We start from the raw sequence: 24,933 nt of genomic DNA on the forward strand, positions 1-24,933 counted from the left end.
CGGTCGGCGCTCACGGAGCCCCCGATGCGTCGGGGGCGGGCTCGGTGGGCATGAGGTCGGTTTCGGCTTCGAGTTCGGGCTTGGGCGCGAACACGCCCACAAGCGTTTCGCGCAATGTCTCCATCTGGCCGGCAAGGCTCGCTTCGACAATGCCGATGTCGGATTCGACAATGCATGCGTCCATGGCGATCTTCGTGTCCGGGTGCACATCGATCTGTGCGACCGAGGGGAATTGGCGCCGCAGTGCTTCGAGCTCGCCGCGCACGTGGTCGACTTGCGAGGGATGCACGCTCAGGCTCAAGTTCTTCTGGGTGCGCACCAGGTCGATGCAGTTGCGCACGACGGTCGAGACACGGTCGCGGTCGCTGAAGTCGCTCACGACCTTGCGGACTGCGTCCAGCACGAGGTCGACCATCTCGGTCTCGACGCGGCCGTAGTACTGTGCCGTCTGCGACACGATCTCGACGATGTTGCCGCTCTGCTCCAGGCGGGCCGATTCGTTGCCTTCCCGATAGCCGCGCTCGCGCTCGGCGCGGTAGGCTTCCTGCGCCGAAAGGAGGATCTCCTCCTTGCGGCGCAGCGCTTCGTCGACAGCCTCCCTGGCTTCCTTGTAAGCCCAGAAGTCCTTGGCCTTGACGACCTTGCCGGCGGCGTCGAGCCGGCTCAGTGGAGATTCTTCGCGAGCAATGAACACCAGCGGGGCTCCACGATGGACAGGACGGACGACGCGAGGCGCATCGCAGCATTCGGTTCGGCGCCGCACGGGCTGTCGGCATCACCGGGCGGCATCTTCAGTAGAAAGCGCTGTGCCACAGGGTCGGGCCAGGTCTGCGCGGCACGCGCCAGCCAGCGCAACCCCACCGACTCTGCCGAGAGGGTGCGGTCGATCTCCTGTGCCGCACCCGGCCTCAGCGGCAGCAGGCTCGCCGTGCGCTGTGCGAACTCGAAGGGTGCGGGGGTGAGCCATTCGCGCCAAGCCACCACGTCCTCGCGCAGCAGGCTGCGCCGTACTTGCACGGATGAGGCGACCGCGGCGACATGCAGGGCCAACTGGCGCAGTGCGTCTGCCTTGAGCAAGGCGACAGGCCACTCGGGGCCCGGACGCTTCGCAATGCATGGCCGCAGATCCAGCGTGCGCGTGATGTGATGCGACAGGTGCCGCCGCGCGCGCGGGTTGTTCCAAAGCGTGGCAGGCACCGGTGACGGGGTGAACGGGTCGCGGCGCGACGGGTCCATGTACTCGGCCGGCCAATGGTCGAACTCGTGCATCAACAGTCGCATCTCGGCAAACTCCCTGCCCGGCCGCCCTCGGAGCTGGGAAGCGTCAGGCGTCGTCATTTCGGATCCGCTCCGGGGGACTCGGTCGGTGCTTCTTCCGCGGGAGTGCTCCCCGCGCGCCGGCCGCGCCGTGCCAGAACTGCAGCCGCCGCAAGAACAGACGCAGCCAGGGCTCCAGCGCCGGCCAGAGAAAACCACCAGTTCGAGAAAATGCCATGGCTGCCGTTGACCGCGGCCGCTTTGATGCCGCTGCCGCTCGAGGCGGCGGGTGCGGCCGCTCGCTGTGGAGCGCCATTGCCGCTTCCAATGGCGTTGCCGTTGACTGCCCGCGGCCCCGTCGCGACGAGCACCACCGTCACCTTGTCGGCTTGCAGGCCCGGGATGCTGCTGGCAACCAGGCGGCGGATCTGAGGCGTGGCATCGTCCAGGTTGAAGCCGCGGCGGTACTTCACGAACACCGCGGCCGACGAAGGCATGGCCGGGTCGCTGCCGGCGCTGCGTTCGGGCAGGACGACATGGACCCGTGCGCGAACAATGCCGTCGATCTGCGAGATCGTCTCCGACAGCTCCTGCGAGAGCGCCCACAGATAGCGCGCCCGTTCCTCCAGCGGCGAAGAGATGAGCCCCTCCTTTCGGAAGACGTCCCCCATGTTGCTGCGACGCTCGCGCGGCAGGCCTTCGGCATTCAGGTACGCGATGGCGCGCGCCACGGATGGCTGGTCGACCTCGAGGTTGACGCCTTCCTTCCCCGGGAGCTTGCGGGCGTCGATGCCCACTTCCTTCAGCGAAGCGAGCACCTCGTTCGCATCGCGCTCGCTCATGTTGGCAAAGAGCTGGACAGTGCCTTCGCATCCGGCCAGAACCAAGGCCAGACAGGTGCACGTCAGCGTGCGCAGGATCGGGTGCATGCCGGCCCTATTGCAGCTTCGTCAACTGGTCGACGTGCTGTGTGGCCTTCTGGACGGTCCTGCTGACCAGGTCTACCAGCAGCGAGGTATCGATCATCTGGAGCTGCAGCTTGATCAGATCGAACGAATCGACGTGCGCCGCCCCTTTGCCGAGGACACTCTTCATTTCGGCCGACATCTGCGTGTAGTTCTGCCCGACGAGCCGTATCGAATCGAAGAAGGAGCCCGGTTCGACGCCGGCCACGCCCGAGAGCATGGGCTCGGGCGCCGTGCGCGAACCCATCGCGTCGGCAAAGCGCGCGACATCCGCGGCGGGCGCGGCCCCCAACACGGGCTCGTCGAGCCGCGCGGCTGGAAGTGCGCCTTGCGCCATCATGGAGATGATCTCACCGTTCATGCTGCATTCCTCGCGTTCTGGGCTTCGTGACGATGGGCCCGCACCGCGGTCGGTGCCGGCACGGAGTTGTCGGGGTGCAGCAGCCCGAGTGCCATGCGCACGTAGGGCTGGTCGCCGTTGCCCGCGCCGCGCTCGCGATCGACCATCGGCAGCAGCACGCTGCGGGCCTCGGTTCCACGACCGGCTTGGATCAGGGCCAAGCCCAGGAAGGCGCAGAGCTCCGGGTCGCCAGGGTGCTTGCGCAGCGCTTCGTCCCGCAGGAATTTCGCCGCCTGCGCGGGACGGCCGGCCCCCATGTCGGCCAGTGCGAGTCCGATCAGGGGCAGCACCGCGTCGGACCGCACCACGCGCAGAGCCGAAAAGAGGGCGGCCGCCGCGCCCTGCTGGTTCGATTGCGCCGCGAAGAAGCCGATCTGCGCGAGCAACTGCAGATCCTCGCGGTTCAGCGGAAAGGCGGCGGCAGCAGTCATGCCTTGGGGCCCTTGATCAGTTCCCGCAGGCCTTCGGCACGCGCCATCGCGGGCCCGTTGCCTTGTTCCCGCGCCATGGCCTCGACCCGGTCCAGCACTTGCGCAGCCTCGGCCCTGCGTTGCATGAGCAGCATCGACTCGGCCTGCATGAGGCCGCAGTCGAGGAAGGCGGGATCGAGCTCGAAGGCCCGGCCGAAGGCCTCGACGGCAATCGCAAACTCCTCCTGGCGCCGGCGGCAGATGCCGGCGGCATGCCAGTACCGAGCCCGGTCGGGCCGCAGACCGATGAGCATGTCGAACATGCGGGCGGCGCGATCGGGAGCCCCTTGCTGCAGCAGGTTGTACGCGGCGGAATAGATGCTGTTGAGCTGTGGCTCCGAGAGGCGCTGCGTCACAGTTCGGACGCGCTCCTGCAGGTCGCGCAGGAGCGTATCCAGGTTGCCCGGTGCATCGGGCGCGGCGGGCACGTTTGGCGCGCGTTCGGCGCCTGAATGAAGAGAGGTCATCTGCAATTCACATTCGCCTGGGTTGCTTCGATCAGCATCTCTGCGCGATGGCCTGGTTCGCCTTGGCTGCTTCGTTCAGCATCCCGAAGAAGGTCTGCCTCGTCTCGTCGATGGAGGACTTCATGTTGTCGGCGAACGAGCTGTAGATGCCTTGCCCGACCTGCAGGATCTCGAATTGCCTGGCGAGGTACTGCCCGAGTGTGCGCAGGTCGTCGGCCTGCAGCGTGAGCACGCTTTGACCCAGGTTTGTGAAACCCGCCAATACCTTGCCGATGGCATCCAGGCCCGTGCGCCAGGCTGCTGCTTCCTCCGTCTTGGACCTCGCGGCGTTGAGCTTGTCCTCTGCCGCCCTCATCCCGTCCTCGATCCGCTTGTCTTCCGCGTCAAATGCGGCGTTTTCCTTCTGCTGGGTGGCCGTGAGCTCGGCTTCCTGCTTGTTGACCTCGTACCTGCCGGCCTCGATCTCGGAATCCTGCTCCTTCAGGCGGGTCTCGGCGGCCTCTAGCTTCTGGAGGTCGTTGGAATCGAGTTCGATGCGCTTTGCCTGCAGGGCAGCGTTCTCCTGCTTGAGGTTGAGTTCCGTCTCCGGCAGCGCTTCGTCCAACTCCTTCTTTTGCTGCTTTAGCGATGTCAGCTTGGCTGTTGCGGCGGCGAGATGCGGCCCGGGTAGTCCATCTGCGATTTGCCTTTCGGTGGCGATGATTTCCAGCCTGTTGCTTTCGATCTCGCGCTCCAGGTCGGCCTTCTTGTCCTTGAGCGACTCGACCTTTGCGGTGCGCAGGTCCACGTCGTCAAGGAGTTCTTGCCGCTCGGCCTTTGCCGCCGGAGGTATGAGTCCGTCCAACTTGCCTTCTATACCAGCTTGCTTGACCTTCAGTGACGCGATCTCCGCGTTCTTGGCAACCAGCTCTCGCCTGGCCTTCGTCTCCCGGGCGTCAAGAGTGCTCGCTTCGGTGTCGAGGCGATCGTATTCGCTCTGCCTGACCTTCTCGCCGTTGCTGCCCCGCAGGTTGAGTTCGTCTCTTTGCTCGATCAGGCGCTCCTTGCTGGCGCTGACATCGGCCAAGGTCTCCTCGAGTGCGGTCTTCTCCCGCTCCTTCGATGCGAGATCGGCTCGAGCCGCGTCGCGGTCGCGCTGCAGAAACGGCGCTGCGGCGGCAGGATTGTCCCTTGCCGCTGTGCCGAGCATCGTGTCGCGCTCGACCTGCAGATCGTCGACTTCATCCTTCTGAAGCGCATGTTGGTTTTGAAGGTGTGACCGGTAGAAGTCCACATCGACGCCATCCGGGGCCGTCGCGCCATCTGAGTCATCCAGCTCCTTCAACGCCTTCGCGGTTTCCTTCTCTTCCTGCTTGGCGGCGTCCAGTTCCTCTTCCTTGCGCTGTAGCCGCGTCTTGACGGCATCGTCCGCGGCGCACTTCGTCTGGTCGTTCTTGTCGCTCAGGATCTTGTCGCGGAGCTCGGTGATTTCTTCCTTGGTCTGCTTGTTTTCGCTCTCCAGGTGCTCGAGATTCGTCTTCCGGGTCTCGATCTCCTTCGACGTGTTGTCGAAGGTCTTGTCGCTGTCGCCGCGGCGCTTCGCCAAATCGGCCGCATCTTGCTTCAGCTTGTCCTGGTCCCGCCTGGCGCTGGCGGTAAGCTTTTCGCCTTGCCCCATCTTGACAAAGCTCGCAATACCTGCGGCCCCGCCGGCTGCACCTGTCACGATCGAGGCGATGGCGCCCGCGAGGGCGGCGTTGAACTGCGCCTTGTTCGTCTGCTCTCCGTTCAATTTCTCTTCAAGGGCCTTGGCCACCATCTGCTCCACCTGGCTCTGGCTCAACTCCAGGCCCATCTGGCGCATCTCGCGTTCCACTTCCATGCAGATCAACATGGCCATCTGAATGAGGCCAGCGATGTCGATGCCGAGCGCGTCAAGGATGTCCGGGTTCAGCGCGCCGAACGGGCCCTCGGGCTTCAAGGGGGTGGGCGGCAGGACCTGGTATGCCGTGGCCGGATAGCGCGACAGGATGCTGACGAAGTCCTCGAGGTCGGCCATGGTGCCGCTCGCGGCAAGCTTGGCCATCTTCAGCTGGTCGGCGTCCGAGATCGTGGCGGGGTCGACCGCGTAGTTCCTGCCGGGGAGGGAGTAGATAAGGGCGTAGGTCATTGTTGCTTCTCCTTGTCAAGCTGCCGCTGCGGTCTTGTTGATATTTCGCGAGATCGAGACGCGCAGGTCGTCGAGATCCTTCACCTGCTGACTCATGGCTTCGTAGGTATCGTTGAAGCTGTGCATCTGGTTCTTGCAAATCTCTTGCAGGTCGTGCATCACCGTCATGGCGACCTTCATCTTCTTCTCGTAGAAGAATTGCTCCGTGCTGGCATTCGAGCTTTCGAGTTGCAGTTCCGCAACGCGGATGTCGATGCCACCTTTGGCGGCATCGCTAATGCCACCCACAACCTCGGTGGCGGCCGAGAGGCCCTCTGACCAGCGGCCGAATCGCTCCCAAGTCTTCTGGCTGGCCTCGATTCCCAGGCGGACAGACTTCGTGCTCTTCTCGACCGCTTCAGCGGCATTCTTTCCGGCCGTCACCATCGACCTGACGCCGCAGCCGATCATGGCGACAGCGATCCCGATCTCGATGAACAGCGTGATACCCAGTCTTTCTTTCCCCAATTCCTCCTCCGTCCTGATCCTGAGGAAGGGGTTCTTGTCGGCCGCGTCCGCCAATTGTTCCTTGGTCATGATCTTGCCGTTGGCATCGATGACGTGGCCCTTGCCGTCGTTGCGCAGGATGTTGCCGTCCTTGATGTCTTTCGCTTGTGCCATGTCGACGGCGAGCCCCCAGGAGAGACTGAGGTTGTGCTCCTTGCCCAATGCATCCGTCGTGGTGATCTTGTGCCCGTCCATCTGCGCCTGCTTGATGGCCGTGTTGGTCAGGGTCTGCACGGCCATCATGACCCCGACAATGGCAATGCCGGCCGCGAGACCGCCGGTGATCACCGAGGCGCCTATTGCGGCCAGAACGGAGCCGATGACTGCCGCGACCGCGGACAGCCACTCGAGAACCATCGCCTTCTTGGCCACCTCCGCCGCATCCTTGGCCTTCTGGTCAGCCACTTTCTGCTGATCCTCCGCCTTTTGGAAGTCGGCCTTCTTCTGCTGCTTGTTGTTCTCGATCGTCTCGAGAGAGACCTCGGTTTGGAGCGCTGTGATGGTCGTTCGCAATGCCGTTACATAGGACGCGAGGCTGTCGAAATCGAAGTCCGGCGCATCCAGCCTGGGTGGCGTCACGCACCGCATCCACGCAGCGCCCTTTGCCGGTACATCCGACCGGGCCAGCAGCGGCGGCTTGATGCTGGCGGATGGCAGGCCGAACTCTCCCCACAGGCCGGTGAGGTTTGCGAGAGGGGGAGGAGAAGTGTCAGCTTTGACTTTGCCCATGGCTCAGTTCCTTGGAGAAGTATTGGCGGTCGGTTCGGGAGCACGTGCGTCCAGCAGAGCCAGCATGGCATCGAGCCGGGGGACGTGGTGGTTGTGGTGGGCATGCCCGCGCGCCTGGACGATGGCGTATTCCAGGGCCTTGCGCGCCTGTGGCCGCTCGCCGCGCGCCAGGTGGCACTCGGCGATATGCATCACCGGCGCGGGGTCGGTGAGGTCCAGCATCGAAGCGATGCCGTAGTACTTGAGGGCCTCCGCATGCTGCTGCTGCATTTGCAGGCAGGCCGCCATGCCCATGTGGTAGCGGCGGTCCCAGTGGTCGCAGATCACCAGAAAGCCAAAGAAGCGCATGGCCTCGGTGTACTTTCCCTGCGTGTAGCTGGTGTAGCCGAGGTGATACATGGCCTTCTGGGCCTCGGGCGAATGATCGAGCAGCGCACCGAGCGTCTGGCCGGAGGCCAGGTGCTCCAGCAGCGGCTCGATCATCTCCGGATCGAATCGTTCGGGATCGAATCGCATCATCAGGCAAACGAACGGTTCGCAGACTGCGCCTGGGTGCCCGCCTTCTGCGTCCCCGCGGTGGCCGCCTCCACGCAGTTGTTGAGATTGGTCATCAGCGTATTGAGCGCCATCTGCTCCTGCTGCGACAAGCTGTTGAGGTCGTCCACGTCGAACTGCAGGTTCTTGAGTGCCGTGCCGCATTCTTCGACAGTCATGCGCCACTCGTACTTGCCAGGAGCCGTATTGCTGTAGTTCGAGTAGTTCGGAGGCGTGCCGTCCATCTTCGCGGCCAGGAGAAAAGCGGCTCTGAAGTCTTCTCTTTCCTTTTCCGTGCTACCGGTGAACACTACGTACTGATTGCCAGTCCCGGCAGCAGCAGGGCCCGCAAGCTGGACCACCTCGTTCAACGTGGACATGTAGTCGTGATCCCTGGTCATGTCGTCCGCGACTGCCTTGACCCTGAGTGTTTGCGAGGACAAGACCTTGCCCAGCGCGACTGCCAACAGCACGTAGGATCGCGCCGCTTTACGCATGGAGTCCACCACCGGTTCCGTGCCGTTGAGGTATGCCTCGTATCTAAGCTGAGCCTCGGTCTTCATGGCGCCTTATCCTTTTCGTGCATCGGATGGACTGGATGGCGTGTCTTGCAACCGATCCAGAAACGCTTCGACATGGCGGTCGTCATGGTGCTCTTGCTGATCCCTCGCCAACTTCATCAGCGGGCGGTCCTGCTGGATGTCGCGCATCAGCTCGCCGGAGAGTCCGCTCAGCCGCGCGGACTGCGTGGTCAACAGCACGGTTGCGTCGTCGAGTCGGGTTTCGAGGTCGGAGCTCAGGTCCGAGATGTCCGAGTCCTTGGCGCAATAAGCCCCTTCACTCTGGTAGACGGCAAGGTAGGTCGTCTTCTCATCCTTGCCCTCACCGGTCTTTCGCGCGTAGTAGTCGATACCGTCCTGGGTGTAGGCGAGCGGGCAGTCGGTCCGGATCTTCGCAATGTCCTGCGGCGACGTGAGGACGGGAGACGAACCTTTGCCAGCGGCCGTCGATGTTTCGTAGGTGTACAGCCAGGTCTCCTTCGGCAGCGTCAAGCCGAAGTCTTCGAGCGCATCCAGGTCGGCGATGACGGTGCCGTCCGGCATCTGCTGGGAGGGCGCCCCCGCTGCGCCGGCGGAGAAGGAAGCGAGTACCTTGCTCTTTCCGCCTGGCGTGTCGGGCAGTGCCTGGAGGCGCGACGCCAGGTCGTCGAACTGGCGGACCCGCATCGCGCGCCGCATGTCGGCGGCGGTCGCTTCGACGGTGCTGCTCAATGCCTTGGACATGATTCCGCAGCGAAGCGCCTGCAGGGCCTGGTAGATGACCAACGGATCGTCGCCGTTGGCGATGTCGGCTTTGCCGATGGCTGCACTGAGTGCGTTGATCGTCATGAGAGTTTCATCCTTCCTGCTGTTGTGTGGGTGGGGTCAGATCCGGTCGCCCCGAAGAGCAACGCGCCTGACAATGGGTTTGGCCTTGCCGGGCGCCTTGTTTCGCTGGACTTCGTCTTCGATCGCGCGGAGCTTCTCCTCGACTTCCGCCTGGGCCTTCTTGACTGCGTCTTCGCCGCCGAGCCGGCGCAGCTCCTGCCGGCACTTCTCTTCGTCGAAGCCCTGATCGGCGAAAAATCGATTGGCATTGCCGAGAGTCTCGCGAGCCTTTTCGACCAGGTTTCGCGCCTGGGCGATGGCTGCCTTGATATCGGGAAGGTCGGATTTGCTCATGGCGGTGAATTGCGATGGACTGTGTGGACTGAGAACAGGAAAGAAGGCAGACGGATGGCACGTCTACTGCTTGCTGAGAAGGGTTTCCAGGACCTTCTTCATCGAGTCGATCAAGCCTTGCAGGAGCCCGAACATGCGGTCGTACTGCTCCGTGATGTCCTGTAGATATCCCACCTGTGTTTGAGACTGCGTGGTGAGATCCTTCTTGACTGCGCTGAGTGAGTCGATCCAGGTGGGAAGCAGCGTCTTGAAGTTACTCGCCCAGGTGATGTTCGTCTGCTTGAAGTCGATGTCCCACTCTTGCCACGTGTATTTCATGTCCCAGTTCGGATCCGGCTTCAGAGCCGGCGGCGGATTCGAAGGGGCATAGCACAAGCTGAAATACGTGCCGTCCGGCCGCGCATAGATGCCTGCGCCGCTTTCCGATGGATTCCAGTTGGGATACTCGGGGGGAACGCGCTTGATGTCTTCCATGTCGACCTTCACGACGCTGTAGTTGGTCGTGGTGTACCCCTGGGTGACATACGCCTCGGGCAGGACGGTTCCGAAGGTCATCTTGATCTGGTCTGGCGTGCCCTGGATGAGGGTAGAGCCGTACAGCATCAGAAGATCCTGCGCGTTGGGGGGCGTCGTGGCCCAGTCCTGGATCTTGCTCGACAGCGTTTCGATGGTCGTCAGTGCGTGGGCATCCCATTCGACCTCCGCCGAATAGCCGTTGAGCTCCTTCTGGGCACCGACCATGCGCTTGGCAACTTCGTAGATGCCGACGCGCATCGAGTAGGCGCCTTCGTAGCTGCCATCGTCATCGGGTCCCGCCTTTTCCATGCCCCAGACCGTACTGGTGTTGGGGAGCGTGACTTCGCGGTAGTTTGGGTCCATTGATATCTCCGATTCGGGGCAGGTCGGCCGAATGTGGTCCGTCACAGATACGTACCCGCAGACGCGATCCGGTTCCCGGTCTGTTTAGATGGATTCGAGCAAGTGCAGAGGGAGGGACTCGGGCATGTTCCGCTGTGCGAGGATCTGCTGTTGCACGACCTGGGCGGCGCCTGCTTCCGCAGCCACGATCTCCTGTCGTTGCGACTGGTGATGCCGGTGCTGCTGCGTGCTTTCGTCTTGCTCGGGCGCCGGGGAAAGCGCATCTATCTCCGTGAGCTCTGTCATCTCCGGCATCTCCTGCGAGGGCGAAGGCGAAGGTGATGGCAATGGCGATGCGGGCGCGGTCGGCGCTGCCAGGTCCGCCTTGCGGACGGCGCCGATTTCATCGGCACGCAGGGCCGAGGATGCCTTGCCGTCGGGGACGGTGCCCGACGGCGGCGGCAGCTGCTGCGCCGGCGCTGCGGGCGCCTGCGCTTGTGCCAGGGTCCTGGCGGCGTCCTCGTGCATCTTCATTTGCATCTGCAGCTTGCGCTTGCGCTGCACGTCGAGAACGCGAGGGTCGAGCGATGTCAGCGTCGCCTGAGCGCCCGGCGCCGCCTGCATCCTGTTGAGCTCATGCTCTTCCTCCGCCTCTTCGGTCGGGCCGTCGGACACGGCTTTGGGGGAGCCGCTGGGATGGTCCTCCGGCGACGGCAACGCCACTGCGTCGGCCGTCGGCCGCGCCGTGCTCGCCGTCGCTTCGTCCTGCGGCTCCGCCTGAGGATCGTCCGCTGGCACTGCATTGGGGCGCGGTGTCAAGGGTGAACGGGCGAGCGCGGTTGGTTCCGGCATCGTGTCGGTCATGTCGCCTGCACCTTGCAACAGGGCCTCGAAGCGATTTCTGTCGAACGCCTCGAAGTCATGCGCCATCGCATTGGGGCGCGCCTTGATCAGGGCAGGCGGTTGATGCTTGTCCTTTTTGTCGATCCTGTCGGTCATCGAACTTCCTTCATGCTTCTTGTTGCAGCTGGATTGCAGGCGCGGCGCTCTCGTCGTTGGATGCGGGCACCGGGAATATCAAGCCCGTCTCGGCGTTGACCGAGAATCGGATGAGGCGGCGCGCGATCTCGTCCTGGTCGAACGGGTGCGCGGTCAGGTAGAGGAAGGTGCGATCGTGGTCCGGCGGCTCAGCCCGGATGTTCACGTCGGCGAAGCCGCAGCCGCGCAAGGTGCGCAGCGAGGCCGCATTGCTGTCGTAGGCGGCAGTGAGCATGGTCTTGATGCCGCACCGGAACGCGTGCTCGCAGGCCATGGCGACCATCCGGCGTCCGAATCCTTGCCTTTGCCAGTCCGTGCCTATCCAGATGCAGAGAAACGCCTCGGTGCCGCTGATGGTGATTTCCACGGAGCCGATGAAGCCGTGCTCGCGATGCAGCAGCGCGTAGGGGACCACATGGCGATCGGACAGCCTGTGCTCAATCCAGTCCCTTGCCGCGCTCGGCTCCTCCAGCGGGGGCAGCATGGTCTTGGCGGCAATGGCCGGGTCGCGATATTGCCAGGCCAGCGCCGGCGCATGCTCCGCATGCAAGGGTTCCAGATGCAGGCCATCCTGGCCGGCGATGGGTGCCTGCCAAGGCCCGCGCCAGCCCTGCAGGCGCTGTGTCCATCCCTTGTGCAGGCCGAGCGCCACCATGTTGTTGGGAGCGCGTGCCAGCACTGTCTTCGACAGGGAAAGTGCCTGTTCCAGGTCCCCGCACGCAGCGCGGCAACTGGCTTCCAGAAGGAGGTCGAACATCGCCGGTCCATTCAGTTCGCGCAAGGCGTGGAGCGCCCTCATGGCGAGGCTGACATCGAAGCAGGCGTGGGCAACGCGGGCGACGCCGCGCAGGCTGTCGGCGTCCCAGGCCACGGTTGATTCCGCCCACAGGCGCGAGAGGGCCTGCGTGATTCGCTTGCGGTCGAGCCGGCGGTTCCTTCGCAGTGCGAGGATCAGGTAGGGCCAGACATTTCCGAACTGGGTGGCGGATTGCAATGCCATCGCGATCCCGGTCTCGGATTCCGACGCCGACGTGGTTTCAGTCACCGACATCAGTGCACGGGCGATGTGTGCGTCCGAGTCCGTGCCGCGCGCGTTGCCGATGGCTGCTTGCAAGGCGCTCATGTCGACCTCCAGGCTTTGTCGTTCGTGTCATCGCTGCCCCTTGAGGGGACGCGAGCTTGCTTGGGGCGGCTCGGCGCTGCGCTCATTGCATCTCCTGTGTGGAAGGCTCGCCGGCGGGCGAGGTCTCTTTGCGTGGCACGGCGGGACGCGTATCCCCGATGGCTACCACGCGGGGCGTGATCAGGAACAGCCGCTCCTGCTTGCGGTGGGTTGCCTTGGAGTGGCTGAACAGGGTGCCCAGGACGGGCACGTCGCCAAGCACCGGCACGGAATCGCGGTCCTGACTTTTGAATTCGGTGTTCAAGCCGCCGATGACGAGACTTTGCGATTCGCCCACCAAGGCCTGCGTGCTGATGGTGCTGCGCCGGACGGTGGGGAGGTTTCCGACGCGGAGATCCTGGATTCCGCCATCTTCGATGTCGACGACCAGCTGGACCGTGCGCTTGTCGGCGACCCCCACGACCCGGGGCGTGACGCGCAGCGTCACGCCGACGGTCACCGGGGTGACCTGCGCCACACGCTCGCCGGTGGTCTGGATGTAGAACGTGTCCGCCAGGTCGATGAGCGCGCCCATGTTGTCCTGCGTCAGGATGGAGGGGCGCGACACGACCCTGGCCGTGCCCTTGCCTTCCATCGCGCGGATGCTGGCGAGGATGAAATTGGCAGTGTTCGTGACCGCCGTCGCGCCGCTCGGGGCACTGCCGCCGGACAAGGTGATCAGTCCTCCCTGCGAGGCCGCAGCCAGCTTGCCGATCCCCGCGCTCCAGTCGATCCCCAGTTCCGACATGTTCTCGGAATTCACGTCCACGATCATGGCCTCGATCTCGATCAGGCTGCTGGGAACGTCCAGGAAGTCGATCAGGGCCTGGTAGATGGGTGCGTTCTGCGGCCTGTCCTTCACGATGATGGCGTTCAGCCTCGGATCTGCCTGGATGACAGGTCCCACGCGGGGGGCGCCGGCTCCCGCAAATGCGGTCGCCCGCCGGGGCTCGGGACGGTTCGATTCGCCCGCGGTGTCGGTGGCGGCCTTGGTCTCGGTGCGCAGCGGCGCGGCCAGGTCGACGATCTCGGTGCTCGCGCCGATGCTTGCGCCCCCGGCGATGAGGTTGCGCAGCACGGTCGCCACGCCAGGGGTCGAGATCTGCTTGTCCCGGTACGAGATCACCCGGTCGTCAACGGCAGCGTAACGCAGCCGGTACACCTGGATCTGCTGCTCCGGACGCTGTTCGGGCAGCGCATTGATCGCCGCTTCGATGCGCTCGACGTACGACTTCGGGCCGGAGACCATGATGAACCCGGTCTCCTCGATCTCGCTCCAGCCGAACTTGGATTCGAGGAGGCCCATCTCGGCCATCACCCGGCGAAGGGTCTGCGCGCTCAATCCCTTGTTGGAGAGCACGCGCGCCTGCCGCGATGCGGCGCGTGCCACGTAGAGGGTGCCGCTGTAGTGGTACCACATCAAGCCATAGGTGGCCGCCAGCTGGTTGAGGAACTCGGTCGGATTGGCTGCGCTCATGCGCCCGACCACCGTCGCTGCTTCGTCGGGCAGCGGCTCATCCAGCTGGAGCCGCAGGCCGAAAGCCTGTGTGAAGCTCGTCAGCATCTTGTCGGGGCGCTGGCCACTGTTGATCAAGGTGAAGGGGCTGTCCGGCCAAGGGATCGACGTGAGGGCTTGCGGCGCCACGGCACCGAAGGACTCGGCCGCGGCGCACAGAAGCGCCACGGCGATGACGCAGCGGCACACGAGCTTGCACAGGCGTGGGTGAGAAGGCGCTCTCATTTCCTGGACCTCAGAGCGTTCCGAATCGCGCGCGCCAGTCATTGACTGCGTCGAGGAAGTGCGCCAAGGTCAGCTCGAACTGGTCGGCGGATGCGTCGGCGGGCACGCAGACCTGCAGCACGAGCCGGTCCTGATCGGGCGTGAGGACCAGCCGGGCCGCCTCCTCCAATGGCCGTGTCGCTGCAGCCTGCAGCGCGGACAGCATCCGCTCGTCGTCGTTGGCTGCGTTGGAGGAGAGCAGGCAGAGCTGGGTCTCCACGACGATGTCGCCACGCGCGCCCGGATGCAGCAACACGCGGGCATTGCCGTCGAACAACAACGCCACTGCTCCGTCGGAGCGGGCCGGCCCCGGATCGATCCGGTTGCGCAGGAGATAGCCGGCGAGGCCGGCGTGCGAACGGCTAGAAATCATTGCGCAGCTCCTGCGTCTCCCAGGCGAGTTCCTCCTTGAGCCTGCGCACGGCCAGAAGGACCTGCGCAACCGGCTCGATGAACTCCGACGGGATGTACTGGTAAAGGTCCGCGCGGCGCATCAGGCCTCGCGCGAGTGGAACGTTCTGCATGATCGGAACGCCCACCTCGGCGGCGGCGCGCTTCATCGCTTCGGCGACCACGCCCCGGCCCTTGGCCACCACGACCGGCAAGGGCGTTTCCCCGCTCTCGTAGTACAGCGCGATGGCCAGGTGGGTCGGGTTGGTCACGAGCACGCTGGCCTCCTTGGTGTGGCCCACGGCCTCGCCCATGGCGATCTCCTTGGCAAGCTCCTTGCGGTGACCCTTCATGTGCGGGTCGCCTTCCATCTGCTTGTGCTCCTGCTTGATCTCCTCCACGGACATCATTAGTCCCTTGATGTAGCTGTAACGCTGCCACACCAGGTCGAGAACAGCGATCGCGGCAAATGCAATGAAGGTGCACTTGAACAGGATCCACATCATTTCGCTCAGCACGGCGCCCGACTCGGCGATGCCGGCCAGCGGCAGCTTGACCATGGTTTCCAGGGAATCGCGAACGACGAAATAGACGATGAAGGACAGGATGAAGACCTTGAAGACCGACTTCAGGAACTCCACCAGGCTCTTCATGCTGAACATCTGCTTCAGGTTGGCGAGCGGATTCATCTTGTCGGGCTTGGGGATCAGTGCCTTGAAGGAGATGAGCATTCCGGTCTGCGCCGCTTCGACGACGATGCCGACGACAATGACAATCAGGAGATAGGGCAGCAGGATGGCAACCCCCGACCGAAGCAGGGACGTGGTTGCGACCGCGAGTGCCGAGCGGAAGTCCTGCCCCGCCAACTGGCCGGTCACCGCGATCATCTCGGCGAACGCCTTGAAGATGTCGCCCCCAGCGGCGAGCGTGTAGCCGACGAGCGCGCCCATCATCACGACTTCGGTGAAGTCCTTGCTCTTGGCGATCTGCCCCTCTTCCCGCGCCTGGCGGATCTTGTGGTCGGTGGGGCGCTCGGTCTTTTCGCTCATCGGGGCCTCGCCGCGGGAAAGATCTCGCTTGCCGTGCGCAGCGCCTGGGCGTACGTCTCGCGCAGTGTGGAGTGCGCAACATCGAAGAGGATGGGCGCATAGATCGCCAGGACCACCATGGCCACGCCACTCTTGATGGGCATCGCGAGAAAGAACACCTGCAGTTGAGGCACGAAGCGGCTGACCAGCGCAAGACCGCTTTCGCACAGCAGCATCGCGAAGATCACGGGGGCGCCCAACAGCAGCATCAGCCGCATCAGCTTGTCGAGTTGCTCCAGCAGCACGGACGCGGCTTCCGCCGCGGGCGCGGGCCATGGCTGAAACACCGGCCACAGCACGAAGCTGTCGTACATCACGGAGAGCACGAGCAGGAAGCCGCCGGTGACGAAGGCGAAGGTCACGATGGCCTGGTTGAAGAGCTGGCCGAGCGGCGAGGTCTCGTGGCCGGTCAGTGGGTTGAGCGTCTGGCTGAGGTTCGTGCCGCGCTGGGTGTCGATGATGTCCCCCATGGCTTCGACGGCCCAGAAGGGGAGGGCCAGCACGAAGCCGATGAGCGTGCCCAGCAGCGCCTCCCGCATCACGATGAATGCCGTCTCATGGACTTCCCTGTTCTGCGCGGCGCCTTCCGCCAGGCCGGGCATGAGCAGCATCGCGAAGCAGCCCGACACCCCGACCCGCAGCATGGTCGGCAATGCTTCGCGGCTGAGCAGCGGCACGATCGAGAAGATGCCGAGGATCCGCGGCATGGCATAGCCGAAGGTCGCGATGAACTGAAGGGGCGCATGGTAGATGTCCATGGCCGACTAGCGCGCGACGAGGGGGATGGCGTCGAACAGCGTGATCGTGTAGTTGAAGATCTCGCCGCCGACCCAGCGTGCCGTGAGGAACAGTGTCAAACCGACGGCGACAAGCTTGATCGCAAATGAGAGCGTTTGCTCCTGGATCTGCGTGAGCGCCTGCACCAGGCTGAACAACGTGCCGACCACCGAGGCTACGACGATGGGCGGAAGCGAGAGCCAGAGCACCAGCAGGAGCGCTCGCACTGCGTGAGAAACAATGTCGACGACTTCCATGTGCGCCCTTCAGAAGCGATAGGTCATGACGAGGCCATGCAGCAGGCGCGACCAGCCGTCCACCATGACAAACAGAAACAGCTTCAAGGGCAGCGAGATCGTCACGGGCGAGACCATCATCATTCCCATGGCCATGAGAATGTTGGATATCACCAGGTCGATCACGATGAAAGGGAGGAAGAGAAGGAAGCCGATCTCGAAGGCAGCCGTCAGCTCGGTCACCACGAAGCCCGGCACCAGGATGACGAGGTCGTCGTGCCGCGCTGCGTCGGCGACCTTGGGCGGCCACATGCGCTTGGCCTGGCTCAGGAAGAATTCGCGCTGCTCCGGCTTGCTGTTGGCGAGGAGAAACTTGCGCATCGGCTCGGCGCCAGCCTTGGCCGCGTTGAGCAGCGCGGGCAGGTTGGCGGTGGGAGTCGGCTGGGATTCGAAGGATTCGGCCATGTCGTAGCCCACCGGGGTCATGATGAAGACCGTCAGCATCAGCGCCAGTGAGTACAGGGCGATGTTCGGAGGCGCTTGCTGCACCCCGAGCGCATTGCGAACGAGCGACAGCACGATCGAGATCTTCAGGAACGACGTGGTCGTGACAACGATCAGGGGAACCAGCGCCACCAGGCCCAGCGTGAATGCAAGGACGATGGGGTCGAGGTTGATCATGGCGCCTGGACTTCCGCGCCGAGGCGCAGTACGCACACGCCGATGCGTCCCTCGATATCGACCAGTTCCCCTTCGCCGATCAGCCGGCCGTTGGCCCGGATGTTCACGCTGCCGCGGGGATCGCGTCCGAGGTTGAAGAGGTACCCGGGTTGCAGCGTTTGCAGTTCAGCGAGGGCGATCTCGCGGTCGCCGAGGTCGAAGGTCAGGCGGACGGGAACGCCGTCGAGAATTCCGGCCGCGCTCTCGTCCGCATCGTCGGGTTCCAACATGATTTCATGCACTCCTTGAATGACTTGCAGTAGCTGGCCGCGGAGCTCGCAGCGCAACCCGACGCCTGGCCCCAGTTGCAGGATGATGTGGCCGTCAGGTGAGATCAGGCTTTCGTCGAGCACGATGACGTCGCGCCGCGCGAGCTGCGCGACCGCTTCGCGAGAGAGGTCCACCCAGCCCACGAGCAGGCTTGCCCGCACGGCGAGGCCTTGCCATGGGCTGCTGTCGGGCTCGACGGGGTGTTCCTTGAGTGCAGCGGACAGGTAGCGCAGGGCCGCCGCATCCAGCAGAAGCTCGCCGTCGAGGCGGATGTCATCGGTCCAGGCCTGCCAGGCACACCGCTCGAAGCAATCCGCTTGCGGCACATGGCGTGCCACGCCCAGCAACTGGACGTGCTTGCGCGTGGTTCGCTCGATCGAGGACGAGAGGTCTCCGAAGGCGCCTTCGAGGCACGCGAGGATCAGTTCTGGTGGCCAGGGGGCATCGACATTCATATCGAGCAGCCCGGCCGAAAGCTCTTGCGCAGCGAACTCCGGCAACGCGATGAAGAGGCGGGCACCGCCCCAGTCGCATTCCACGTACCAAGCTGGATCGGCCGTGGCCGCCTGGCGCAATCGCAGTCCGAACGACCATTCCTGGCCGTTCCAGCTCGCGCGCACTGCGCGGCGGCGCCGGCACAGCACGTTGCGAGCGCTCAGCGTGTCGCGTGCAATCGCGGGCAGCTCGAGAGGCCGCGCGGTGGCCAGGCTTGCATCGCTCACGCACCGCTCCCCGACGCCTCGAAGTGGGCGATCCGGGCTTCATCCGGCCCGAAGAGCGCGACGCCGATCGGACGCTGCAGGCGCGAGGCAAGGTCCCTCGCGAGCGACGGCAGGCGGGGGATGAACCAGGCCGGATTCGCCGACGCGTCGCAGTGGATGTCGACGTGCAGCGTGCCGGACCGCACCTGCAGCCGCAGCGTCGTGTGGGGCGATACGTCCTTGCCGGGGGTCACGCGCACCTCGGTGTCGTCACCGCCCGAGTCGCGCTCCCACACGGATTGCACGTGATCTGCGAGGTCCGAGACCGAAGCGCCGTCATCCGCCGACATGGCAGAGCGCGCGAGCCTGTCGTCTGTGCCGCGGGGAGCGGCGTCGAGGAGGGCGGCGAAGCGATCTGCCTCGCCGGCGAGGCCCATCCGCTCGATCGGGAAGCCGGTGTCTTCGCCCACGGGAAGGTACATGGGGCCGAGATCGACCTGGCGGGACTTGCGGGTCATGCCTCAGAGCTCTCCGGCCAGGTCCGCGAATCCGCGGGTGCCGGCGCGCACGGGATGCTCCTCGAGCTCAAGAGCTGCCTGCTGCTCTTCTTCTTCCAGCTGCTGTGCGACGGCCCGGTGATGCAGGTCGCGGAACTTGTCGCATGCCTGGGCTGCCGTGCGCCATGCCGCGGTGGCCGCATCCATGGCATCGCGCCGTTGCTTGCGTTCCTCTTCCGCCTGTTCGACGGCTCGCTCGTCCTCTTGCTCGATCTGCTTCATTGAGATGATCTCGGCATGCACGTCATCCAGCTCGCGCACGACGATGGCGCGCGACAGCACATCGCGGTACATGGCTTCCTCGCGTTCCCGGTGTTCCTGCTGGCGGGTTTCATGCGTCTGCCTGGCCTCGCGCAGCGCCTGCGCCGCGTGTTCCAGGTCATGCCTGGCCCTTCGCAGTTCCCGCTCGCGCCCTTCCTCGCGAATGCTCTTGATGCGCAGCAGGCCTCGTATCGTGTCCACGAGGGCCCTTCAGGGATACCCGTCGCAGCCCGCTTCACGCAGGAGGGCGCGGATTGCGGCGCGGGCCCGCGATATGCGGCTGCGAACTGTTCCCACCGGGACGCCGAGCTGCAGTGCGGTGTCCTCGTACGACAGGCCTTCCACGCAGACCAGGATGAGTGCCTCGGCCATGCCGGCAGGCAGCTCATCCAGCTTGCAGGCGACAATGTTCATGGCCTGGCGGCGTGCCAGCAGGTCGAACGGGTTGCCGCTCGGATCTTCCTGCTCCTCGAGGACGTCGGCGGACTCGAAGACATAGCGGCGCTGGGGCGAACGGTTGAGGTGATTGCGGATCAGGTTGGTGGCGATGCCGAAGGTCCAGGTGGAAATCTCGGCTTCGCCGCGGTAGGCCGTGAGGCTCACTGCCGCTTCCACCAGTGCCTGCTGTGCGACTTCTTCCGCATCCGTCTGGTTGCCGACGCGCCGCAGCACGAAGTAGTGCAGGGCAGCGCCGTAGTCCCTGATCAAATCCCGGAACAGCTTCTCCTTGTCCTGCGTGTCAATGGGCGGCCGCGGCGAGGCCGGGGGCGATTCCGCTCCACCGACTTTGTCGAACCGGATCGGACTCGGGCGTTCGTGTATCGGTATGACGTGCGTCATGGAAGGCCAATCTAGGCAAAGGGCGATAGCGGGATCGAATGCGGCTTGCGAGTTGTGCCCGTTCCGCATTGCGGCCCGTGCGCCTCGTGTGACCTGGATCACAGCCTGGTGTGTGGCAAACGGATCGAGAGAGTCGCCGACCCGATGAACCATGTGATGCAGTCTGCTTGCAGACGGTTGCACTTTCCATGGGGCTGATGGACTAGGCCGTCGTAGGCCTTCGCTGTGCCCGTACGCGGCCTATCCACGGTCCAATGGCCGAAGCCACCGGACGGTCATTTCACGCGCCCTGTTGCTGTGGAACTGCGGCACGATCGGTGGTACTTACCGCAAGCACTCCATCCCGACACGGGCAAGTCATGGCCGAAATCAGCAGAGTCACGTCTCACGCGAATCCCACATCGCACTTCACACCGCACTCGGACAACAACACGTCGGCGCACGGGCGGATCATGGGTGCTTCCGCCAGGCGCGTGCCGGCGCCGGCACGTCTCGCGGAAAAGATTGTCGAAGCCAATGTGCATCGCAAGCGCGATCCGTCGCGGTCGCTGGGCCAACGTTCCGGAATCGCGCTGCCAACCATCCAGCCGATGCCCCGGACCGAAGTGCTGCAACGCGCGCAGACGATTGGGACCAAGCTGCGGCGTGCGACGCAGCAGGCCGTCGCGATCCTGCGCAGACCGAAGGGCGGCGCCAAGGAGGGCATTGCGGCGCTGTACCTGGCGCTGTCCGGGCTGGACGATGAAGTGGAGGAGGGCAGCGGCCGTGCCCCGCTGCTCGATGAAGAATTCGGCGACTCGAAGCGGTTCGCCGAACTGGTGTGGGAAACCGAGGACCCGGAAGAACTCGTCGATCTGCTGAAGTCCGCATTGCCCGGCAGCGAACTCGGAGATCCCAAAGACTTGTTCGCCAAGATCCGAGGCCTCGGTCGCGACCAGTCCGCGTTGATGGATTTGCTCGCCGGCCTGCAAGGGATTCCATCTCGGATCGAAGATCGCAAGACTCTTCGTGCAGTCATCCAGGATGAGATCCAGGAGCTCGAAAGTGGCAGCGACACGCGCGAAGTCAGCTTTTTCAGGTTAGCCGACCTGGCGGCGAAGCAGCCCGATCCACTGGCATTCCTGTCGACCTTTGTCGATGAGGTGGTGAAGAAAGAGAATGGAGTACGTACCTGGATCCAGCTGCTGCGCTCCATACTTCGAGGCCATCCTTCCGGCGCAACGTCTTCTGAAACGTTCGAAGGAACCGTGCGCAACTTCATCTTGAGCCTGGGTGTAGAGATGCGGGAGATGCTGAAGCGTGGCGTCGACAACACTTACCTGGGTGATCTCAACTCGAAGCTGCAGCGGATCTACAAAGTCCACTCGTTTCTTGACCGCCTCGGCGAGCTGAGGGGCGAGGTGGATCGCTCCATCGAGTTGTTAGCCACCTCATGAGCAATCGGTCGGCCATCGACATGACGCGGCTGATCGACGGCGTTCTGGACATTCTCGACACGGGGACGCCGATGCCTCGCCACTTCGACCGGCTGACGAAGGACTGCGGGTTGCCTGAAGGGGTGCCGTCGATCGTTTTCCTGACTGGTTTGAAGCGGGTCCTGGCAGACCTGCCGGAGCAGGCATTCGACGACCGCCAGATCCGACTGGCAACGCTGGATGCCGTGCAAGCGGCGCTGGACGAGGCGATCGAGCAGGAAGAGGCCCGGCTCGAATCAGAGAGCCGAAACGAGGAGAAATGATGGATTGGGTCGATCACGCCATCGATTCGTTCGGCCAGTCGGTCGGAACGCCGGGATTGCAACTGGACGATCAAGGCTGTCTCAGCTTTCTGATGGAAGGGGAGCGTCAGCTCACGATGATCGATCTGGCACGCAGCGGCGGCGATGAAGTACTCGTGATGGTCCAGGCGCCTTTGCCGCAGCCGCAGAACATGGCGGTGCGCGCGGCGCTGCAATGCGCCGACTTCCGCGTCAGCCTGGGTGACGCGCCGCAGGTCGCGCTGGATAACGACCAGCTCGTGGCGACGCTGCGCATCGCGAGGTCTTCATTCCTGCACAGCACCTTGGAGGAAGCGGTGCATGCCTTGTTCAGGTTTCATGAGCGCGTGGCGCGCGCAGGGAGCATGCCATGAGTGTCCAGCGCTCTGGCAACAGCCCTTTCAAGTTCGACAGCGGCATCGACCTCATCGTCCGGGGGGCTCAGGCCGAGCAGTTGCCGGCCGGTGAACTGTGGCCGGCTTCAGCTCCACAGAAGTCACTCCTGGACCAGCTGTTTGCGCTTCCCAACCTGCAAGACTATCTCTGGAGCCAGGTGGCGCCCGAGCTCTCCGAAGCGTCGTTGCTGCTGCCTCACCGTTTCTGGCAGGCGGTGGATGCCGCGCGCAAGCGCCTGCAGGCGGCTGCGGAACGCGATTCGCGCAACGCAAGGCTCTTCCAGCGAGCGGTGGCCGTGCTCGATGACCAGAGCGAACTGTTCGGGCTGCTCCAGCAGTACCGGCTTGCATTGGTGGCGGGATGACCGTGACGCAGCGCCATGACGAATCACTGGATGTGCTGCAGCTGCTGAGCCAGCTTTACCTGCGGCATGGCCGGCCGGACAGCGCTCTCGCATTGCTGCGTGCAGTCTGCGCGCTCCAGCCGGACGACCGGCGCGCATCGCTCGCGCTGGCACATGCCGCGACGCAGGCCGGTCAGCCGCGCGAGTCCGAGCGCGTGGTCGACCGGCTGCGCGACGAAGGCGAGCCATCACCCGTGCTGGATCTGCTTCAGGGCCAGGCCCTCGCTGCCCAGGGCCGCCATGGCGAAGCCGAGCAGGCGTTCGAGAATTTCATGGAGCGCCGTTCGACCGAACAACGCACCTCGAAGAGGGCCGCGCGATGAAGATGTCTCAATGGGTGCGGCGGCTCGTGCAGCTGCTGGTCGACCGCAACGACCTCATCATGGCGGCGCTGATCGTCTGCATCATCTTCATGATGATCCTGCCGCTGCCGACCTGGCTGGTGGATGCGCTGATTGCGGTGAATATGTGCATCTCGGCCATCCTGCTGATGGTGGCCATGTACCTGCCCAGCCCGCTGGCCTTCTCGTCGTTTCCGTCAGTGCTGCTGGTCACGACCCTGTTCCGCCTGGGCATAGGGATCGCGACGACTCGTCTCATTCTGCTGAACGGCGACGCGGGACACATCATCTACACCTTCGGCAACTTCGTGGTGGGCGGCAATCTGGTGGTCGGCCTGGTCGTCTTCCTGATTCTCACGATCGTCCAGTTCGTCGTGATCACCAAGGGCGCCGAGCGGGTCGCGGAAGTGGGTGCCCGGTTCTCCCTCGACGCCATGCCGGGCAAGCAGATGTCCATTGACGGCGACATGCGTGCGAACGCGATCGACATGAACGAGGCCCGCCGGCGGCGCGGGCTGGTCGAGAAGGAGAGCCAGCTGTATGGCTCCATGGATGGAGCGATGAAGTTCGTCAAGGGCGATGCCATCGCGGGGCTCATCATCGTCTGCGTGAACCTGCTCGGCGGCATCCTGATTGGCACATTGCAGAAAGGCATGACGGCGTCCGACGCGATGCGCGTGTACTCCATCCTCACCATCGGCGACGGCCTGATCGCCCAGATCCCGGCCCTCTTCATCTCCGTGGCGGCCGGCATGATCGTCACTCGAGTCACCACCGACGAAGGCCCGTCCAACGTGGGCCGAGACGTCGGCGCGCAGCTCCTTTCCCAGCCCAAGGCGCTGATGATCGGAACCGCCGTGATGATCGGCTTCGGGCTGATCCCGGGCATGCCCACGTTCACGTTCCTGGTGTTGGCGGCAATGCTGGGCGTGGTGGGCTACACGCTCTTCAAAGGGGAAACGCAGACGGTGGATGCGTCGGGGAACACCACGACAGTCCCGGCCGTCAACCTGTCAGGTGCGGCCGGCAGCCCGGCGGGCGGCAGGAAGGACGCGGGGCCGGAGACCTTCCAGCCGACCGTGCCTCTCATGGTCGATGTGAGTGCACAACTGGAGCAGGTGTTCTCGGCCGGCGTGCTCAACGAGGAACTGATCAAAATTCGCCGTGCGCTGTACTACGACCTCGGCGTCGTATTTCCGGGATTGCAGTTGCGCTTCAACGAGCAACTGCAGGGGGAAGCCTATGCCATCCTCGTGGGCGAGGTGCCGGTGTCGCAAGGGCGGCTGCGGCCCGAGCATCTGCTGGTGCGCGAGTCGCCCGAGAATCTCACCGCGTTGCAGATCCCGTTCGAGAAGGAAGCCAAGTTCCTGCCGAACCTGGAGTCGATCTGGTCTCCGGCGAGTCTCGGCCCGACGATGACGAAGGCGGGCATCCCTTTTCTCGAGCCCACCCAGATGCTGAGCTATCACATCGCCTATGTGCTGCGAAAGCATGCGGCCGAGTTCGTGGGCATCCAGGAGACGCGCGCGATCCTCACGGAAATGGAGTCGAAGTTTCCCGAACTCGCGAAAGAGGTGGCGCGGGTCATGCCGATCCACAAGATCGCCGAGATTCTCCAGCGCATCGTGTCGGAGGAGATCTCGATCCGGAATGTCCGGGCCGTCATGGAAGCGCTGGTCGACTGGGGACAGAAGGAGAAGGATCCTGTCCTCCTCGCGGAATACGTTCGCATGGCACTCAAGAGATTCATCAGCCACAAGTTCTCTGCCGGTCAGAACATGCTGCCCGCGTACCTGTTATCCCCGGCGATCGAGGACCAGGTGCGCACCGCCATCCGCCAGACGTCGGGCGGCTCCTACCTTGCGCTGGAGCCCGCGGCCAGCAAGAAGATCGTGGCCGCGGTGAAGTCGGTGGTGGGCGATACCTCGACTGCGACACAGAAGCCGGTTCTGCTCACCTCGATGGACATCCGCCGCTACGTACGCAAGCTGCTCGAACAGGATGCCGGCGATCTCGCGGTGCTGTCCTACCAGGAGTTGACGCAAGACATCAACATTCAGCCATTGGCGAGGATCTCGACGTGAACGCCGCCAACCGGGCAAATGCCGCACCGCGTGGCGC

General features: G+C 64.2%; 31 protein-coding genes. 6 read left to right on the forward strand and 25 right to left on the reverse strand.

Translation table 11 applies throughout. The annotated features are described in order from the left end of the window. Window positions 1-10 precede the first annotated feature (10 nt). From G3W89_RS33240 to G3W89_RS09370, 25 genes are all read right to left on the reverse strand, one after another. A complete protein-coding gene (locus G3W89_RS33240) occupies window positions 11-694 on the reverse strand; it encodes an HrpE/YscL family type III secretion apparatus protein (protein WP_162573803.1) in 684 nt (227 codons plus the stop codon). After that, on the reverse strand, window positions 664-1,338 hold the full coding sequence (locus G3W89_RS09255; protein WP_162573804.1) for a SctK family type III secretion system sorting platform protein: 675 nt from the start codon (window positions 1,336-1,338) through the stop codon (window positions 664-666). Before G3W89_RS09255 ends, G3W89_RS33240 begins: the two co-directional genes overlap by 31 nt. Continuing rightward, complete coding sequence (sctJ, locus tag G3W89_RS09260; protein ID WP_162573805.1) at window positions 1,335-2,186, reverse strand: type III secretion system inner membrane ring lipoprotein SctJ; 852 nt, start codon at window positions 2,184-2,186, stop codon at window positions 1,335-1,337. The genes G3W89_RS09255 and sctJ overlap by 4 nt, the downstream gene beginning before the upstream one ends. 7 nt (window positions 2,187-2,193) lie before the next feature. After that, complete coding sequence (locus G3W89_RS09265) at window positions 2,194-2,583, reverse strand: EscI/YscI/HrpB family type III secretion system inner rod protein (RefSeq protein ID WP_162573806.1); 390 nt, start codon at window positions 2,581-2,583, stop codon at window positions 2,194-2,196. Continuing rightward, on the reverse strand, window positions 2,580-3,053 hold the full coding sequence (locus G3W89_RS09270; protein WP_162573807.1) for a tetratricopeptide repeat protein: 474 nt from the start codon (window positions 3,051-3,053) through the stop codon (window positions 2,580-2,582). Before G3W89_RS09270 ends, G3W89_RS09265 begins: the two co-directional genes overlap by 4 nt. Next, window positions 3,050-3,559, reverse strand: a complete 510-nt coding sequence (locus G3W89_RS09275; protein ID WP_162573808.1) for a hypothetical protein — start codon at window positions 3,557-3,559, stop codon at window positions 3,050-3,052. The genes G3W89_RS09270 and G3W89_RS09275 overlap by 4 nt, the downstream gene beginning before the upstream one ends. A gap of 31 nt (window positions 3,560-3,590) precedes the next feature. Beyond that, window positions 3,591-5,708 (reverse strand): hypothetical protein, encoded by a 2,118-nt coding sequence (locus G3W89_RS09280; RefSeq protein WP_162573809.1) that lies wholly within the window; start codon window positions 5,706-5,708, stop codon window positions 3,591-3,593. Between the two features lie 15 nt (window positions 5,709-5,723). Continuing rightward, window positions 5,724-6,983 carry a hypothetical protein gene (locus G3W89_RS09285; RefSeq protein WP_162573810.1) on the reverse strand — a complete coding sequence of 420 codons (1,260 nt, stop codon included), beginning with the start codon at window positions 6,981-6,983 and terminating at the stop codon, window positions 5,724-5,726. A 3-nt stretch (window positions 6,984-6,986) separates the two neighbouring features. Then, window positions 6,987-7,502: a SycD/LcrH family type III secretion system chaperone gene (locus tag G3W89_RS09290; RefSeq protein ID WP_162573811.1), complete on the reverse strand. Its 516-nt coding sequence runs from the start codon at window positions 7,500-7,502 to the stop codon at window positions 6,987-6,989. Next, a complete protein-coding gene (locus tag G3W89_RS09295) occupies window positions 7,502-8,080 on the reverse strand; it encodes a hypothetical protein (protein WP_162573812.1) in 579 nt (192 codons plus the stop codon). Before G3W89_RS09295 ends, G3W89_RS09290 begins: the two co-directional genes overlap by 1 nt. A gap of 6 nt (window positions 8,081-8,086) precedes the next feature. Further along, complete coding sequence (locus G3W89_RS09300) at window positions 8,087-8,905, reverse strand: hypothetical protein (protein WP_162573813.1); 819 nt, start codon at window positions 8,903-8,905, stop codon at window positions 8,087-8,089. 36 nt (window positions 8,906-8,941) lie between these two features. Continuing rightward, window positions 8,942-9,238, reverse strand: coding sequence for a sugar porter family MFS transporter (locus G3W89_RS09305; RefSeq protein WP_162573814.1), 297 nt, complete (start codon window positions 9,236-9,238; stop codon window positions 8,942-8,944). A gap of 63 nt (window positions 9,239-9,301) precedes the next feature. Continuing rightward, window positions 9,302-10,117 carry a hypothetical protein gene (locus tag G3W89_RS09310; RefSeq protein WP_162573815.1) on the reverse strand — a complete coding sequence of 272 codons (816 nt, stop codon included), beginning with the start codon at window positions 10,115-10,117 and terminating at the stop codon, window positions 9,302-9,304. Between the two features lie 84 nt (window positions 10,118-10,201). Next, on the reverse strand, window positions 10,202-11,095 hold the full coding sequence (locus tag G3W89_RS09315; protein ID WP_162573816.1) for a hypothetical protein: 894 nt from the start codon (window positions 11,093-11,095) through the stop codon (window positions 10,202-10,204). A gap of 10 nt (window positions 11,096-11,105) precedes the next feature. Further along, window positions 11,106-12,257 carry a GNAT family N-acetyltransferase gene (locus G3W89_RS09320; RefSeq protein ID WP_162573817.1) on the reverse strand — a complete coding sequence of 384 codons (1,152 nt, stop codon included), beginning with the start codon at window positions 12,255-12,257 and terminating at the stop codon, window positions 11,106-11,108. 82 nt (window positions 12,258-12,339) lie between these two features. Further along, entirely contained in the window at window positions 12,340-14,037 is a 1,698-nt protein-coding gene (gene sctC, locus G3W89_RS09325) for a type III secretion system outer membrane ring subunit SctC (RefSeq protein ID WP_162573818.1), read from the reverse strand. Between the two features lie 10 nt (window positions 14,038-14,047). Continuing rightward, window positions 14,048-14,449, reverse strand: coding sequence for a CesT family type III secretion system chaperone (locus G3W89_RS09330; RefSeq protein WP_162573819.1), 402 nt, complete (start codon window positions 14,447-14,449; stop codon window positions 14,048-14,050). Then, window positions 14,439-15,515 carry a type III secretion system export apparatus subunit SctU gene (sctU, locus tag G3W89_RS09335; RefSeq protein ID WP_162573820.1) on the reverse strand — a complete coding sequence of 359 codons (1,077 nt, stop codon included), beginning with the start codon at window positions 15,513-15,515 and terminating at the stop codon, window positions 14,439-14,441. Before sctU ends, G3W89_RS09330 begins: the two co-directional genes overlap by 11 nt. Then, complete coding sequence (sctT, locus tag G3W89_RS09340) at window positions 15,512-16,312, reverse strand: type III secretion system export apparatus subunit SctT (RefSeq protein WP_162573821.1); 801 nt, start codon at window positions 16,310-16,312, stop codon at window positions 15,512-15,514. The genes sctU and sctT overlap by 4 nt, the downstream gene beginning before the upstream one ends. Before the next feature lie 6 nt (window positions 16,313-16,318). Beyond that, entirely contained in the window at window positions 16,319-16,588 is a 270-nt protein-coding gene (gene sctS, locus G3W89_RS09345; protein WP_162573822.1) for a type III secretion system export apparatus subunit SctS, read from the reverse strand. A gap of 9 nt (window positions 16,589-16,597) precedes the next feature. After that, the gene (gene sctR / locus G3W89_RS09350; protein ID WP_162573823.1) at window positions 16,598-17,248 is read right to left on the reverse strand and encodes a type III secretion system export apparatus subunit SctR; all 651 of its coding nucleotides are present in this window, start codon (window positions 17,246-17,248) and stop codon (window positions 16,598-16,600) included. Continuing rightward, entirely contained in the window at window positions 17,245-18,279 is a 1,035-nt protein-coding gene (sctQ, locus tag G3W89_RS09355; protein ID WP_162573824.1) for a type III secretion system cytoplasmic ring protein SctQ, read from the reverse strand. Before sctQ ends, sctR begins: the two co-directional genes overlap by 4 nt. Beyond that, the gene (locus G3W89_RS09360; protein WP_162573825.1) at window positions 18,276-18,776 is read right to left on the reverse strand and encodes a hypothetical protein; all 501 of its coding nucleotides are present in this window, start codon (window positions 18,774-18,776) and stop codon (window positions 18,276-18,278) included. The genes sctQ and G3W89_RS09360 overlap by 4 nt, the downstream gene beginning before the upstream one ends. Window positions 18,777-18,779: 3 nt before the next feature. Continuing rightward, window positions 18,780-19,277: a type III secretion system stalk subunit SctO gene (gene sctO / locus G3W89_RS09365; protein ID WP_162573826.1), complete on the reverse strand. Its 498-nt coding sequence runs from the start codon at window positions 19,275-19,277 to the stop codon at window positions 18,780-18,782. 9 nt (window positions 19,278-19,286) lie between these two features. Further along, on the reverse strand, window positions 19,287-19,916 hold the full coding sequence (locus tag G3W89_RS09370) for an RNA polymerase sigma factor (RefSeq protein WP_162573827.1): 630 nt from the start codon (window positions 19,914-19,916) through the stop codon (window positions 19,287-19,289). 359 nt (window positions 19,917-20,275) lie between these two features. On the opposite strand from G3W89_RS09370, the gene G3W89_RS09375 reads away from it, so the two are divergent. The 6 genes from G3W89_RS09375 to sctV are packed head-to-tail and all read left to right on the forward strand — an operon-like array spanning window position 20,276 to window position 24,896. Then, window positions 20,276-21,352, forward strand: coding sequence for a hypothetical protein (locus G3W89_RS09375; protein WP_162573828.1), 1,077 nt, complete (start codon window positions 20,276-20,278; stop codon window positions 21,350-21,352). A 20-nt stretch (window positions 21,353-21,372) separates the two neighbouring features. Next, on the forward strand, window positions 21,373-21,654 hold the full coding sequence (locus G3W89_RS09380; RefSeq protein ID WP_162573829.1) for a TyeA family type III secretion system gatekeeper subunit: 282 nt from the start codon (window positions 21,373-21,375) through the stop codon (window positions 21,652-21,654). Continuing rightward, window positions 21,651-22,046, forward strand: coding sequence for a hypothetical protein (locus G3W89_RS09385; RefSeq protein WP_162573830.1), 396 nt, complete (start codon window positions 21,651-21,653; stop codon window positions 22,044-22,046). Before G3W89_RS09380 ends, G3W89_RS09385 begins: the two co-directional genes overlap by 4 nt. Then, window positions 22,043-22,432 carry a hypothetical protein gene (locus tag G3W89_RS09390; RefSeq protein ID WP_162573831.1) on the forward strand — a complete coding sequence of 130 codons (390 nt, stop codon included), beginning with the start codon at window positions 22,043-22,045 and terminating at the stop codon, window positions 22,430-22,432. The genes G3W89_RS09385 and G3W89_RS09390 overlap by 4 nt, the downstream gene beginning before the upstream one ends. Continuing rightward, window positions 22,429-22,794, forward strand: coding sequence for a tetratricopeptide repeat protein (locus G3W89_RS09395; RefSeq protein ID WP_162573832.1), 366 nt, complete (start codon window positions 22,429-22,431; stop codon window positions 22,792-22,794). Before G3W89_RS09390 ends, G3W89_RS09395 begins: the two co-directional genes overlap by 4 nt. A gap of 2 nt (window positions 22,795-22,796) precedes the next feature. Continuing rightward, the gene (gene sctV, locus G3W89_RS09400; protein ID WP_443083201.1) at window positions 22,797-24,896 is read left to right on the forward strand and encodes a type III secretion system export apparatus subunit SctV; all 2,100 of its coding nucleotides are present in this window, start codon (window positions 22,797-22,799) and stop codon (window positions 24,894-24,896) included. Window positions 24,897-24,933: the final 37 nt, after the last annotated feature.

Source organism: Variovorax sp. PBL-H6, assembly GCF_901827155.1.
Classification (GTDB): Bacteria; Pseudomonadota; Gammaproteobacteria; order Burkholderiales; family Burkholderiaceae_C; genus Variovorax.